This is a genomic window from uncultured Microbacterium sp. (assembly GCF_963521645.1).
Taxonomy (GTDB): domain Bacteria; phylum Actinomycetota; class Actinomycetes; order Actinomycetales; family Microbacteriaceae; genus Microbacterium.
The window spans coordinates 1-12,548 of record NZ_CAUQVQ010000009.1 but is presented as its reverse complement, the minus strand read 5'-3'; the positions used below and the strand labels follow the sequence as shown (position 1 = coordinate 12,548).

Genomic DNA, 12,548 nt, shown 5'->3' with positions numbered 1-12,548 from the left:
AGCGGTACTCCCAGGGGTGAGGGGATGTTGCCGCAACCCGGCGCAGTTGGCGCCCACGGCAACCATGACAGCCTACGCCAGCCATGCGGCCTGTCTCACGTCCGGAAGGTGAAAGGATGGAGTCGTGACCGCAATCGAGCCGAACCACGTCCTCTTCGCCTCTCCGGCTGCCGCCACCGGCGTGCCCTATGTGACGGCGCCCACGGCATATGACGCGATCCTTCTCGCCGGGTTCGGAGGCCCGGAGGGGCAGGACGACGTCATCCCGTTCCTGCGCAACGTGACGCGCGGGCGAGGGATCCCCGATGAACGCCTCGAGGAGGTCGCCCATCACTACCGCCACTTCGGGGGTGTGAGCCCGATCAACGGTCAGAACCGGATCCTCAAGGAGGCGCTGGAGGGCGAGCTCGCGCGTCGCGGGATCGACCTTCCCGTGTACTGGGGCAACCGCAACTGGAGCCCCTACCTCGAAGAGGTCGTCACCGAGGCGGCCGCGGACGGCAACACGACGTTGCTCGCGTTCGCCACGAGTGCGTACAGCTCCTTCTCCAGCTGCAGGCAGTACCGGGAGGACTTCGCTCGCGTGCTCGAGGAGACGAAGCTGGGCGACACGGTCACGATCGACAAGATCCGCCCCTTCTACGATCACCCGGGCTTCGTCGAGTCGTTCGAGACCGGCGTCCGTGAGGCCGTTCAGAACTTCCTGAGCGAGGGGATCGCCCCGGCCGAGATCCAGATCCTGTTCTCGACCCACAGCATCCCCACGGCGGACGCCGAGCGCTCGGGGGCGCGAGACATCGAGTGGGGCGAGGGCGGAGCGTATGCCGCTCAGCACCTCGCCGTCGCCGCCTGGGTGATGGATCGGGTGCGCGCGAGCATCCCCGAGGCCGCCGAGATCTCGTGGGAGCTCGTCTACCAGTCGCGTTCGGGCCCGGCCTCTCAGCCGTGGCTCGAGCCGGACGTGTGCGACGTCATCGCCGAGCTCCCCGAGCGCGGCCGCCGGGCAGTGGCGGTGGTCCCGGTCGGGTTCATGAGCGACCACATGGAAGTGCTCTGGGATCTCGACACCGAAGCGGCGGAGGCCGCAGAGGAGGCCGGGCTCGCGTTCACACGCACGCCGACCCCCGGGGTGGCGCCGTCCTTCGTCACAGGGATCGTCGACCTCATCGTCGAGCGGCTCGAGGGGCGCCCCAACGAGGAGCGTCCCCATGTGACGTCCCTCCCCGGCGCGTTCGACGTGTGCCGTCCCGGTTGCTGCGAGAACGTGCGTGCCGGTTTCAAGCCCGCAGCGGCGGGTGTCGCTCCGTGAGCATTCGCTCACCCCGTCGCTTCTAGGATGGATGCCATGCGCATCCATATCGCCACCGATCACGCCGGTCTCGATTTCTCGACCCAGCTGCAGGACCATCTGCGCAGCGCAGGCCATGAGGTCGTCGATCACGGGCCGGTGGAGTACGACGCCCTCGACGATTACCCCGCGTTCTGCATCCGTGCGGCGCAGGCCGTTGTCGCGGATCAGGCGTCCGGCGTCGAGACGCTGGGCGTGGTGTTCGGGGGCTCCGGGAACGGAGAGCAGATCGCCGCGAACAAGGTCCGCGGCGTGCGCGCGGCACTGGTGTGGAACATCTCGACGGCGCAACTCGCCCGCGAGCACAACGATGCGAACGTCATCTCGATCGGGGCGCGTCAGCACACGTTCGACGAGGTCACCTCGTTCATCGACACGTTCATCGCGACGCCGTTCTCGCACGACGAGCGCCATGTCCGTCGTATCGGTCAGATCGCGGACTACGAGCGCGACGGCTCGCTCCTCCCGGATCCTCGGGCCTGACATGCCCGAGGGCCACTCCGTCCATCGCATCGCCCGGCAGTTCGATCGGAACTTCGTCGGCAAGACCATGTCGGCCTCGAGCCCGCAGGGACGATTCGCCGAGGGCGCGGCAGTGCTGGACGGACGCGAGGCCGTCAGCGTGCAGGCCGTGGGGAAGCAGATGTTCCTCGAGGCCGAGGGCGATGTCTGGCTGCGCGTTCACCTCGGTCTCTACGGTGCGTGGGACTTCGCCGGGGAGATCCTGGTGGACCCCACGATCGCCTCGGCGAACGGGCGCATGGGACAGACGAATCAGCGGGGCACCGTGGTCGACGAGGAGATCCTCGACGACGCCGGAGAGAACTCGCTCGCCTCGATCGGCGCGCCGCGTCGCACGCGCGTGCACGTGCGCATGTCAGAACAGACGAAGGGACTCGCCGACGAGGGGCTCGAGTGGCCTCCGCCCGTGGTCGGGCAGGTCAGGCTCCGTCTGATGACCGACATCACCGCTGCAGACCTGCGCGGCCCGACGGCGTGCGTGCTGCAGACCCCCGAGGAGATGCTCGCGAGCGTCGCACGGCTCGGACCCGACCCGCTGGTGGGGGATCCCGTGCAGAACGAGGAGCGGTTCGTCGCGGCGGTCCGCAAGAAGCAGACGGTGATCGCACTGCTGCTCATGGACCAGGCTGTGGTGAGCGGCATCGGCAACGTGTACCGGGCCGAGATGCTGTTCCGGCAGCGGCTGAACCCGCACACGCCCGGTCGCGAGATCCCCGAGGAGATCGTGCGGGCTCTGTGGCACGACTGGGTCCGGCTGCTCGCGATCGGCGTGGAGACCGGTCAGATGATGACCATGGACGACCTCGCGCCCGACGCGTATCGGGCCGCGATGGCCAGCCGCGACGATCGGCACTGGGTCTACCACCGCGCCGGGCTTCCCTGTCGTGTCTGCGGAACCGAGATCGCTCTGGAGGAGATCGGCGCCCGCAAGTTGTACTGGTGCCCGCGCTGTCAGGCGTGATCGGTCGACCCTAGGCTAAGAGGATGCGTCAGAACCCCAGTTTCACGCTCGCTGATGTCGCCGAGATCCGCCGGGTCGTCGATGCGAATCCCTGGGCGACCATCACGAGCCACGGCCCCGAGGGTCTTGTGTCCTCGCACTACGTCGTGCTGCTCGACGACGAGCGAGACGACCTCACTGTGGTCGGTCATGTCGGCCGCCCGGACGACCTGATCCACGGCCTGGGCGAGCGGGAACTCCTGGTCGTCTTCCAGGGTCCGCACGGCTACATCTCTCCCGGCTGGTACGGTGACGTGCCCTCGGTCCCCACGTGGAACTACACCGCGGTGCACCTCGCGGGTGTTCCCGAGATCCTCACCGACGAGGAGAACCTCGCTGTGCTCGACAGGCTGGTCGACCGCTTCGAGGGGCGCATGCCCGAACCCCGCCGCATGTGGGAGCGACCCAACGACCCGGCGTTCATCGCGCGGCTCGCGGCGGGGACAGTCGGCTTCCGACTCACCCCGAGCCGCGTGGTCGCTAAGCGGAAGCTGAGTCAGAACAAGCCGGGTGAGACGGTGGATGCCGTGATCGCAGAGCTCGAGGGAGAAGGGCCGTACGCGCAGCCCGAGCTGGCGGCGGAGATGCGTCGCGCACAGCAGCAGCGAGCCGGAGCGACCCCGTGACCGCCGTCGGAACCCGGATCGGCACAGTCGCGGGCGTTCGCGTGTCGGGTCCGGGGTGCGAGTTCCTCATGGACGACGAGCCGGTCGACATCTTCATCGATGACGGTCGCATCGTCGACATCGCACCCGCGGGCGCGCTCGCACCGAGAGGCGAGGTGCTCGATGGCGGCGGCACCTGGGCGGTGCCCGGTCTCTGGGACAACCACGTGCACACGGTGCAGTGGGCGCTCGCGACCGAGCGGGTGACGCTCGGGAGCGCCTCCTCCGCGAGCGAGGCGGCGGCGATCATGGCCGCTGCGGCACCACTGCCGGACGGGCGCAGGGTCGGCAGCGGGTTCCGCGATGCGATGTGGCCGGACGCCCCGAGCCTCGAGCTGCTCGATGCGGCGACGGGTGGCGTGCCGACGTACCTCATCAACGCCGACGTCCACAGCACCTGGCTGAACTCCGCAGCCCTGCGGCTGGAGGGGTTCGACAGTGTGGACGGCATGCTGAGGGAGGAGGACGCGTTCGAGATCTCTCGTCGCCTCAACGCCGTCGATCCGGAACGCGGCGACATCGCAGTGCGAGCAGCGGGGGAGCGCGCAGCCTCACGCGGCGTCACCGGTCTCGTCGACTTCGACATGGCGTGGAACGCTGACGCGTGGCCCCGGCGAGTCGCGGCGGGCTTCGCGGCGCACCGCGTGGAGTTCGCGATCTATCCGTTCGATCTCGACCGTGCGATCGGCGCAGGACTGCAGACGGGAGACCTCCACGAAGCCCCGGACGTTCCGACGGCGGCCGCCGGGCTCATCCGGGTCGGGCCGCTGAAGATCATCAGTGACGGGTCCCTCGGCACGAGGACAGCAGCGTGCTCTCACTCGTACCCCGGCGACCCCGGCAACTTCGGTGTCCTGACCGTCCCGCCGGCGGAGCTCAGCGAGCTGCTGACCATCGCGACCGGTGCGGGCCTGGCGGTCGCCGTCCACGCCATCGGCGACCGCGCGGTGACGGGCGCACTCGACGCCTTCACGACGTCGGGCGCAGTGGGCACGATCGAACACGCGCAGCTCGTGCGGCACGCGGATCTCGCCCGCTTCGGGCGGCTAGGCGTGGTGGCGAGTGTGCAGCCGCAGCACGCCCTCGACGACCGCGACCTGGTGGGACGCCACTGGGCGGGACAGACCTCGATCGGCTATCCGCTCGGGGCCCTGCGCGACGCCGGAGTGGAGCTGCGGTTCGGATCCGACGCACCGGTGGCGCCGCTGGATCCGTGGCAGGCCATCTCTGCGGCTGTCACGCGGACGGATGACGAGCGGGAGCCATGGCATCCCGAGGAGCGGCTCACGCGCGAGCAGGCGCTGCGGGCCAGCGTGCGCACGGCTCTGCGACCGGGAGAACCGGCCGACATCGCGCTGTGCGGTCTGGACCCGCTCGTCGCCGCCGGGCCCGAGTTACGCGGGACGCCGGTCGTGGCCACCCTGCTCGCGGGGCGTCTCACCCACGGCGTCTGATCGTCGGGGACGCAGAGAAGGGCACCGGGATGACCCGGTGCCCTTCTGCGAGATCGCGGTGGTGGATCAGGCGGCGATGTGGGAGACGAGGAACCAGCGGTCCTTCTCGAGTCCGCGCATGATCTCGATCGCGACGTCCTGGCTGGTGAGGTCGACCTCGTCGAGGCCGTCGATCGCAGCCTTCACGTCGACGAGGATCGCGTCGATGTCGGAGATGACGGCGCGAACGAGCTCGTCCGACTGAGTGAAGCCGGCCGGGACCGAGGTCGATCCGCCCTTCGCCGCCACGGCGCTGATGCGAGCGTCGATCGGAAGGCCCAGGGCCACGATCCGCTCGGCTGCGGTGTCGGCGAAGTCGCCGGCGTGCGCCACGATGGTGTCGAGCAACTCGTGAACCCCGACGAAGTTGGCGCCGCGGACATGCCAGTGCGCCTGCTTGCCATCGATCGTCAGCGCCTGGAGACCGAGGACGACGGGGGAGAGGAACTGGGCCGCTGCGGCTGCGACGGTCGGGTCGCTGGCGGTGGTGGAAACGATGTGTGCCTTGCTCATCTTGGCTCCTCCGAGTGGTGTGCTTCGTGCCTGATGATGACAACGTTACTCAGCGTGAAACATTCCGCAAGCAAGCGAAGGCTCGGCTTAGTCCCGCGGAATCACGCGGCTGAACGGCGATTGCAGGGTAGTCTCGCGTCATGCCGATCGCACCCGGAGCATCCCTGTTGGCCCTTCCTGCAGCCGTGCCGTCGATCGACGACCACGCCTACGTCGCCGACGGTGCGAGGATCGTCGGCGACGTGACGCTGGCGGAAGGATCGAGCGTCTGGTACAACGCCGTGCTGCGGGCGGACTCGGCGGGCATTCGGATCGGACCGCACAGCAACGTCCAGGACAATGTGTCGATCCATGTCGACGCAGGGCACCCTGTCGTCGTCGGGACCAAGGTCTCCATCGGCCATAACGCCGTGGTGCACGGATGCTCGATCGGCGATGGATCGCTCATCGGAATGGGGGCAGTGATTCTCAGCGGGGCAGTGATCGGAGCGGGTTGCCTCGTCGCCGGCGGCGCCGTGGTGCTGGGGGGATCGGTGATCCCCGACGGTTCTCTCGTCGCCGGCGTTCCCGCCACGGTGCGTCGCGCGCTGACCGAGGAGGAGCGTGCGGGACTGATCAGGAACGCGGACACGTATCTGGCCCACTTGGAGACTCACACCCAGGCGCGTCCGCTCTGAGGCTCGACGGGCTCGCGCTAGGCTGGTTCCACGGGGCGGTGGCCAAGCTGGTTAAGGCAGTGGGCTCATAACCCAACGATCGCGGGTTCAAGTCCCGCCCGCCCTACTCGAACTCTTCCGGTCACGGCCGGCCCCGGCGCGTATCGATCGAATCCAGCAGTCCGCCGCGTGCGGGGACGTGCTCGACGCTCAGGGGGTGGCTGAGTCGGCCGGAACGGACGATTCCACGTGTTCGGCGATGAGGGTGATCCCGCCGCTCGAGTTCGCCGAGTGTGCGAGCTCCTCGATCCAGCGTCGGCTCAGCTCCGGTGCTTCGGGCTCGTCGAAGACGAAGCGCAGCGGGATCGAGGGGTGCAGCCACACGGTGGAACGCCCCTGCTGGTCACCGTCGTCGTGCTGCCACGAGAGCGTGAAGCTCTCGTTGCGACGCAACTTGGTGGCGACGACCACCTTGAGGTGCGCGAGCGCACGATCCTCTATCGAGATCGGCGCGGAGGCGCCGTAATACAGGGAACCCATGATCGGAATCTACGGCGTTCGGATCATGTCGCCGCGCCACCCGCACGCGACGCGCGCTCGGTGCGAACATCCTGTGCGCGTGGTGTCATCTGCGGTGTCTGGCGGCCGTGACGGAGGGCAGGACGCCGAATGCGTCCCGGTACACCGCGGCGAAGCGCGAGGGGTGGGAGAAGCCCCACCGGCGGGCGACCGCAGCGACGGACGTCGGTGCTCCCGACCGCAGTTCGCGGTGTGCGCCATCGAGGCGCGCTTGACGGAGGCACTCGGCGGGAGTCACATCGAGAGCGCGCCGGAAGGCGTATTGGAGTCCCCTGGTCGAGATGTGCACGGACGCCGCGACGTCGTCGACCGTGATGGGGCGATGCGCATTCTCGGCGATGTAGGCGAGTGCCCGCCGCACGGTCGCCGGAGCCGGGGTCGACTGCGCCGCCCTGTGGGGCACCTGGGACATGGACGTCGCAAAGGTCGACAGGGTCGTCACGCCCGCGTGTCGTGCGAGCTCTGCCCTGAGGAGCGCATCATCGTCGCTCAGGGACCCGGCGTTCTGCTCGAGGTACGCGAATGTCCGCATCCAGCGCGCGGCCGCATCGGCGGAGCGGGCGGAGAACTCCTCGACATGCAGCGACATCGTGTCCAGCCCGCTGATCTGCTGCGCGAGACGCTGGAGCCGATCGCGTTCGAAGATCAGGGCGGTCACCCGCGCGCCGTCATGCCACCGGGCGTGCACGCTCGGTCCGTCGGAGATCCACGGCCGCGTCGGGTCGAGGTCGTGGCGGTCGGACCACACCGAGGCATCCGGCCCCTCCACCCTGCAGGCGAGGAACTGGTCGGAGGGGATGGCGGTGGAGAGGATCTCGGCTGCCATGTCGTATCGCACGAGACTGACGCCGTCGAAATCCGTCGAATGCCAGTCGAAGTGGAAGCGTTCGGGATCCACATCGTGCAGCACCGCCCCTGCCACGAACTGCTTCCAGGTGCTCTCGACTCGAGCCACGTCGCGAGTACGGAACCTCATCTGCTCTGACTGTCTCCTTGTACACGGGGGGAGCGCACAGGCCAGCTCCCGTCGAGTCGCTCTTCGGGATCCAAGCGCCCGACTCTGATGAAATACTCTGTCAGGCTCGCCGCTTGGGAACGTGCCCAACCGATCTGACGGGTGTGCAGATCGGTCAGCCTCTCCGGCAGCGCGAACTGCCGGGCGAGCGCCTGTGCGATCCGCCCCGCTGCGACGGCATCTGCGGAGGCGTCGTGCGCGGCATCGAGGGTGACCGCGTACAACGCGGCGACGACCGCCAGCGTGCGTTTGCCTGGACGGTATCGATCGTAAGCCTTGTCGATCACGAGCGGATCGATGATCGGCTGGGGGTCGAGCAGAGGGACGATGCCGCAGCGGCGCGCCTCGTGCGCGAGGAGGGAGAAATCGTACGAGGCGTTGTAGGCGACGACGGGGACGCCCTGCGTCAGGAGAGCGCGCAGCGCGGCGATGATCTCGGTGACCGCGAGGACGGATGGACGGCCGTTGCGCCGGGCATGCTCGGTGGTGATCCCGTGGATGGCGGTCGCGCCTTCCGGAATGTCCACTCCCGGATCCACCAGCCAGGTCTTGGAGACGATCTCCCGCCCGTCGCCGTCGAGAAGACCGACGTGTGCGGAGACGATCCGATCCGTCTCGACGTCCACTCCCGTCGTCTCGAGATCGAAGACGCCCACTCGTCGTGTCCATGGGGGAGCGTCGGAAACCGCGGTCATGGGTTCAGGCTAGAGTCACCTTCCGACATGTGCGCGCAGGCTCACGGTGATCGTCGATCGAGCGCTCCTACACTGGAGGCATGACCGTGCCCTCGCCGTATGCCGACCGCCTGAGCCGCCTGCCGGTCGTCCGCCGCGAGGTCGAGGTGCGCGGGGGCAAGACCGCGTTCTGGGAGTACGGACCGGCCGACGCCGAGACCACGGTGATCGCCGTCCATGGATTCCGAGGGGATCATCACGGCCTCGAGCCCGTTCTCGCCTTCCTCCCCGAGGTCAGGGTGCTCGCGCCCGATCTGCCCGGTTTCGGCGAGTCGGAGCCCGTACCGGGACGCACCTACGATCTCGACGAGTACGTCGCGTGGCTCTCCGAGTTCGCAGCCGAAGCGGCGCCGGGAGCCGTGATCCTCGGGCACTCCTTCGGATCCATCGTCACCTCGGCGGCTGTCGCTCGCGGACTGGAGACGCCGCGACTGATCCTGATCAACCCGATAGGCGCGCCCGCTCTCGAAGGCCCCAAGGGGATCATGACGAAGCTCGCCGTGCTGTACTACGCACTCGGCGCACGACTTCCCGAGAGGGTGGGCACCGCTCTGCTGCGGAACCGGCTGATCGTCCGCGTGATGAGCATCACCATGGCCAAGACCACGGACCCCGAGCTTCGGCGCTTCATCCACGACCAGCACGACACCTACTTCTCGCGGTTCTCGGATCGGGATGTGCTGCGCGACGCCTTCGTGGCGAGTGTGTCGCACGACGTGAGCGAAGTGGCCGACGCCATAGATGTGCCGACTCTGCTCATCGCCGCGCAGCGCGACGACATCACGCCGATCGAGGTCGAGCGCGTGCTCGCGACGCGTTTCTCGGATGCCTCCCTCGTGGAGATCGCCCATGTCGGCCACCTGATCCACTACGAGACGCCGGCTGAGGCCGCCGGTGCGATCCGCCGTTTCCTCAGGATTCCCGTCGAGCGACACCCATGAGACCGGCCACGCGGAACGGGATGACCTCGCCCATCGCGAGAGACGTCTCGGTGCGCTCGACCCCGTCGACCGAGAGGATCCGCGCATCGGTGTCGAACAGGTGACGAGCGTCGCGGCACGCCACTCGTGCGAGCAGATCGACTGATCCGCTGAGGCCGTGCGCCTGCACGATCTCGGGGATCCGGGCGAGCTCGTTGATGATGCGCGGCAGCTCGGTCTGCCGCACACCGATGCTCACGAAGGCCTGGAGTGGGAAACCGAGGACATCGGGCGAGAAGGATCTCTCGTAGGAGAGGAAGATGCCCGTCTCCTCGAGACGCGCCATTCGCGCCTGGATGGTGTTGCGCGAGAGGCCGAGGTTCTCGGCGAGCGCGACTATCGTGATTCGCGGATCGTCCGCGAGCGCGGCGAGCAATTCCAGATCGATGCGGTCTAGTCCGGCCATAGTGCCAAAGAGTAGCAGCGCTCTGAGCTCGTTGATTTGGCAACATGCTCAATGGCATGCCCATTGCTTGAGCGGGCTGCTGACCGGACGTACTCTCGAAGTGCCCGGCGATGACGCCGGCGGACGCGTGCGTCGCCTCACGAGGGCGTCCACGAACGAGGAGGACGATGATGTCACCGCAGAGCACTCCGACAGTCGATACCGCTCAGGATCTCGAGCTCACCGAGCGGATCCTGGCACCGGACGGCGCGCGGGTCGCGCACCCGGAGCTCGACCCCTACGTCGCGGACGTCGATGCAGCGATGTTGAGGAGCCTGCTGCGCGACATGATCATCCTGCGGCGGATCGATGCAGAGGGCGTCGCCCTGCAGCGTCAGGGCCAGCTCGGGCTGTGGGCACCGTGTCAGGGCCAGGAAGCCACTCAGATCGGCACCGCCCGGGCCCTTGCCCCTCGGGACTACGTCTTCCCGAGTTATCGCGAGACGGGAGTCATCTACGCGCGGGGCGCTCAGCCCGCCGACTTCGTCAGGATGTGGCGCGGTGAGGAGGGGGCAGGGCATGATCCCGCGGCCCTCCGCGTCGCCCCGCTCCAGATAATCATCGGCGCCCAGACCCTGCACGCGGTGGGCTACGCGCTCGGCATCCGGCACGACGGAGCCGACGAGGTCGCCGTCACGTATTTCGGAGACGGCGCGACCAGTCAGGGCGATGTCAATGAGGCGATGGTCTTCGCCTCGTCCTATCGTGCGCCCGTGGTGTTCGTCTGCCAGAACAATCACTGGGCCATCTCGGAACCCGTCGCGGTGCAGTCGCAGTTCCCGATCGCCGGACGCGCTCCGGGGTTCGGCATCCCCAGCCTGAGGGTCGACGGCAACGACGTGCTCGCATGCATGGCGGCGATGCGCTGGGCCCTGGAACATGCGCGGTCTGGCAAGGGCCCGGCGTACATCGAGGCGGTGACGTATCGCATGGGCCCGCACACGACGGCCGACGACCCGACCAGGTACCGCGCAGACGAAGAACTGGACGCCTGGCGACGTCGCGATCCGATCGCGCGCGTCGAGGCGCACCTGCGCTCCCTCGGTGAACTCAGCGACGAGCACATGTCCGAGGTGCAGGCCGCGGCGGACGCGATGGCGAAGGAGATGCGATCGCAGTGCCTGGGGATGGTCACGCGTCCGCCCCTCGCCGTGTTCGACGGCGTCTACGCCGAACCGCACTCGGGCATCGAGCGTCAGCGCTCCGAGTACGCGACCTACCTCGCATCCTTCGACGGGGAGCGCTGAGATGACCGAACTGACGGTGGGCAAAGCTCTCGGAGCAGGACTCCGACAGGCGATGCGAGACGACGACCGCGTCGTGCTGCTGGGCGAGGACATCGGCCGTCTGGGCGGCGTGTTCAGGATCACCGATGGGCTCCTCGACGAGTTCGGCGCGCAGCGCGTGATCGACACGCCGCTCGCGGAGTCGGGGATCGTCGGCACCGCGGTGGGGCTCGCATTCCGCGGCTATCGCCCCGTGGTGGAGATCCAGTTCGACGGCTTCGTGTATCCGGCCTTCGACCAGATCGTGGCTCAGGTGGCCAAGCTGCACTATCGAACCCAGGGTCGGGTGAAGATGCCGATCACGATCAGGATCCCGTGGGCGGGTGGGATCGGCGCGGCAGAGCATCACTCCGAGTCGCCGGAAGCCTACTTCGTGCACACCGCGGGACTGCGTGTGATCGCCGTCTCCAACGCGGAAGACGCCTATCGGAGCCTTCGTCAGGCCATCGCATCGGACGATCCGGTGATCTTCTTCGAACCGAAGCGGCTCTATCACCACAAGGGCGAGGTCGACCTCCAGGCACCGCTCGCCGATGCACCGCCCATGGGTCTCGCACGCACGGTGCGCCAGGGGAGCGACGTGACACTCATCACCTACGGTGCCATGACGACGACGGCCCTCGATGCGGCGGAGGCCGCCGAGGACGAGGGGATCTCGATCGAGGTGATCGACCTGCGCTCCCTCTCGCCCGTCGATTACGGCTCCGTCGCAGCGTCGGTCCGCAAGACCGGTCGAGTCGTCGTCGCCCACGAGGCCTCGCGCGAGGCCGGTGTGGCGGCCGAGGTCATCGCGAGTCTCACCGAGCTCTGCTTCGAGTACCTGGAGGCCGCGCCGCTGCGCGTGACGGGGCACGACGTGCCCTATCCGCCCGCGAAGCTCGAGAGATACCATCTGCCCGATCTCGATCGGATCCTGGATGCGGTCGACCGTGTGCTCGACCGACCGAACAGCCTCACCGGAGCGGACGCATGATCGCCGAGTTCCGCCTTCCCGACCTCGGCGAGGGCCTCATGGAGGCGGAGGTCGTTCAGTGGCTGGTCTCGCCGGGCGACAGCGTCTCGCTCAATCAGACGCTCGCCGAAGTGGAGACCGCCAAAGCGATCGTCGAGCTCCCCTCACCCTTCGAGGGCACCGTCTCCACGCTGCATGCCGCGGCAGGCGAGACCGTGGCGGTGGGGGCGCCGCTGATCGCGTTCGATGTCGACGACGCGGGCTCGGCCGCGCCGGACTCGGCGAGTGGGAGCAGTGGCGCCAGTGAGCCCAACCTCGTCGGCTACGGGGCTGCTCCGGCAGCCACAGGCCGCCCCGCCC

Annotated in this window: 15 protein-coding genes and 1 tRNA gene; 11 read left to right on the top strand and 5 right to left on the bottom strand. The window is 68.3% G+C overall.

Annotation, left to right across the window (positions count from 1 at the left end):
• Positions 1-124: 124 nt before the first annotated feature.
• The 5 genes from RWO82_RS04075 (at position 125) to RWO82_RS04055 (ending at position 4,989) form a co-directional block, all read left to right on the top strand.
• Positions 125-1,309 (top strand): ferrochelatase, encoded by a 1,185-nt coding sequence (locus RWO82_RS04075; RefSeq protein WP_314423699.1) that lies wholly within the window; start codon positions 125-127, stop codon positions 1,307-1,309.
• A gap of 36 nt (positions 1,310-1,345) precedes the next feature.
• Positions 1,346-1,831 carry a ribose-5-phosphate isomerase gene (locus RWO82_RS04070; RefSeq protein WP_314423696.1) on the top strand — a complete coding sequence of 162 codons (486 nt, stop codon included), beginning with the start codon at positions 1,346-1,348 and terminating at the stop codon, positions 1,829-1,831.
• Position 1,832: 1 nt separating this feature from the next.
• Positions 1,833-2,831, top strand: coding sequence for a DNA-formamidopyrimidine glycosylase family protein (locus tag RWO82_RS04065; protein ID WP_314423693.1), 999 nt, complete (start codon positions 1,833-1,835; stop codon positions 2,829-2,831).
• Positions 2,832-2,854: 23 nt separating this feature from the next.
• Entirely contained in the window at positions 2,855-3,496 is a 642-nt protein-coding gene (locus RWO82_RS04060; protein ID WP_314423690.1) for an FMN-binding negative transcriptional regulator, read from the top strand.
• Positions 3,497-3,564: 68 nt separating this feature from the next.
• Positions 3,565-4,989: an amidohydrolase family protein gene (locus tag RWO82_RS04055; protein ID WP_314423813.1), complete on the top strand. Its 1,425-nt coding sequence runs from the start codon at positions 3,565-3,567 to the stop codon at positions 4,987-4,989.
• Between the two features lie 66 nt (positions 4,990-5,055).
• Here the strand turns inward: RWO82_RS04055 and RWO82_RS04050 are convergent, their stop codons facing one another.
• Positions 5,056-5,541: a DNA starvation/stationary phase protection protein gene (locus tag RWO82_RS04050; protein WP_314423687.1), complete on the bottom strand. Its 486-nt coding sequence runs from the start codon at positions 5,539-5,541 to the stop codon at positions 5,056-5,058.
• A 140-nt stretch (positions 5,542-5,681) separates the two neighbouring features.
• Here RWO82_RS04050 and RWO82_RS04045 point away from each other — a divergent pair, with 140 nt between their 5' ends.
• Together RWO82_RS04045 and RWO82_RS04040 are read left to right on the top strand one after the other, a co-directional pair.
• Positions 5,682-6,218: a gamma carbonic anhydrase family protein gene (locus RWO82_RS04045; RefSeq protein ID WP_314423684.1), complete on the top strand. Its 537-nt coding sequence runs from the start codon at positions 5,682-5,684 to the stop codon at positions 6,216-6,218.
• A gap of 32 nt (positions 6,219-6,250) precedes the next feature.
• Positions 6,251-6,324: transfer RNA gene (locus RWO82_RS04040), tRNA-Ile, on the top strand.
• Positions 6,325-6,407: 83 nt separating this feature from the next.
• Here the strand turns inward: RWO82_RS04040 and RWO82_RS04035 are convergent.
• The 3 genes from RWO82_RS04035 to RWO82_RS04025 form a co-directional block, all read right to left on the bottom strand.
• Positions 6,408-6,737 carry a hypothetical protein gene (locus RWO82_RS04035; protein WP_314423682.1) on the bottom strand — a complete coding sequence of 110 codons (330 nt, stop codon included), beginning with the start codon at positions 6,735-6,737 and terminating at the stop codon, positions 6,408-6,410.
• An 85-nt stretch (positions 6,738-6,822) separates the two neighbouring features.
• Positions 6,823-7,752, bottom strand: coding sequence for an AraC family transcriptional regulator (locus tag RWO82_RS04030; RefSeq protein ID WP_314423680.1), 930 nt, complete (start codon positions 7,750-7,752; stop codon positions 6,823-6,825).
• Complete coding sequence (locus RWO82_RS04025) at positions 7,749-8,486, bottom strand: exonuclease domain-containing protein (protein ID WP_314423677.1); 738 nt, start codon at positions 8,484-8,486, stop codon at positions 7,749-7,751. The genes RWO82_RS04030 and RWO82_RS04025 overlap by 4 nt, the downstream gene beginning before the upstream one ends.
• 80 nt (positions 8,487-8,566) lie before the next feature.
• Between RWO82_RS04025 and RWO82_RS04020 the strand changes: the two genes are divergently transcribed.
• On the top strand, positions 8,567-9,466 hold the full coding sequence (locus tag RWO82_RS04020) for an alpha/beta hydrolase (protein ID WP_314423674.1): 900 nt from the start codon (positions 8,567-8,569) through the stop codon (positions 9,464-9,466).
• Here the strand turns inward: RWO82_RS04020 and RWO82_RS04015 are convergent.
• Positions 9,438-9,911 (bottom strand): Lrp/AsnC family transcriptional regulator, encoded by a 474-nt coding sequence (locus RWO82_RS04015; protein WP_314423670.1) that lies wholly within the window; start codon positions 9,909-9,911, stop codon positions 9,438-9,440. The two genes, RWO82_RS04020 and RWO82_RS04015, sit on opposite strands and share 29 nt — an antisense overlap.
• 170 nt (positions 9,912-10,081) lie before the next feature.
• Between RWO82_RS04015 and pdhA the strand changes: the two genes are divergently transcribed.
• The 3 genes from pdhA to RWO82_RS04000 form a co-directional block, all read left to right on the top strand.
• Entirely contained in the window at positions 10,082-11,197 is a 1,116-nt protein-coding gene (gene pdhA, locus RWO82_RS04010) for a pyruvate dehydrogenase (acetyl-transferring) E1 component subunit alpha (protein WP_399540711.1), read from the top strand.
• 1 nt (position 11,198) lies between these two features.
• Complete coding sequence (locus RWO82_RS04005; RefSeq protein ID WP_314423665.1) at positions 11,199-12,209, top strand: alpha-ketoacid dehydrogenase subunit beta; 1,011 nt, start codon at positions 11,199-11,201, stop codon at positions 12,207-12,209.
• The coding region (locus RWO82_RS04000) for a biotin/lipoyl-containing protein (protein ID WP_314423662.1) at positions 12,206-12,548 on the top strand (343 nt) is incomplete at its 3' end. The genes RWO82_RS04005 and RWO82_RS04000, both read left to right, overlap by 4 nt.

Bases quoted from the DNA above. Each gene is read 5' to 3' on its own strand.
- pdhA (WP_399540711.1), top strand. From the start codon at position 10,082: ATGTCACCGCAGAGCACTCCGACAGTCGATACCGCTCAGGATCTCGAG.
- RWO82_RS04025 (WP_314423677.1), bottom strand. From the start codon at position 8,486: ATGACCGCGGTTTCCGACGCTCCCCCATGGACACGACGAGTGGGCGTC.
- RWO82_RS04060 (WP_314423690.1), top strand. From the start codon at position 2,855: ATGCGTCAGAACCCCAGTTTCACGCTCGCTGATGTCGCCGAGATCCGC.
- RWO82_RS04020 (WP_314423674.1), top strand. From the start codon at position 8,567: ATGACCGTGCCCTCGCCGTATGCCGACCGCCTGAGCCGCCTGCCGGTC.
- RWO82_RS04065 (WP_314423693.1), top strand. From the start codon at position 1,833: ATGCCCGAGGGCCACTCCGTCCATCGCATCGCCCGGCAGTTCGATCGG.
- RWO82_RS04055 (WP_314423813.1), top strand. From the start codon at position 3,565: ATGGACGACGAGCCGGTCGACATCTTCATCGATGACGGTCGCATCGTC.
- RWO82_RS04050 (WP_314423687.1), bottom strand. From the start codon at position 5,541: ATGAGCAAGGCACACATCGTTTCCACCACCGCCAGCGACCCGACCGTC.
- RWO82_RS04070 (WP_314423696.1), top strand. From the start codon at position 1,346: ATGCGCATCCATATCGCCACCGATCACGCCGGTCTCGATTTCTCGACC.
- RWO82_RS04035 (WP_314423682.1), bottom strand. From the start codon at position 6,737: ATGGGTTCCCTGTATTACGGCGCCTCCGCGCCGATCTCGATAGAGGAT.
- RWO82_RS04015 (WP_314423670.1), bottom strand. From the start codon at position 9,911: ATGGCCGGACTAGACCGCATCGATCTGGAATTGCTCGCCGCGCTCGCG.
- RWO82_RS04005 (WP_314423665.1), top strand. From the start codon at position 11,199: ATGACCGAACTGACGGTGGGCAAAGCTCTCGGAGCAGGACTCCGACAG.
- RWO82_RS04030 (WP_314423680.1), bottom strand. From the start codon at position 7,752: ATGAGGTTCCGTACTCGCGACGTGGCTCGAGTCGAGAGCACCTGGAAG.
- RWO82_RS04045 (WP_314423684.1), top strand. From the start codon at position 5,682: ATGCCGATCGCACCCGGAGCATCCCTGTTGGCCCTTCCTGCAGCCGTG.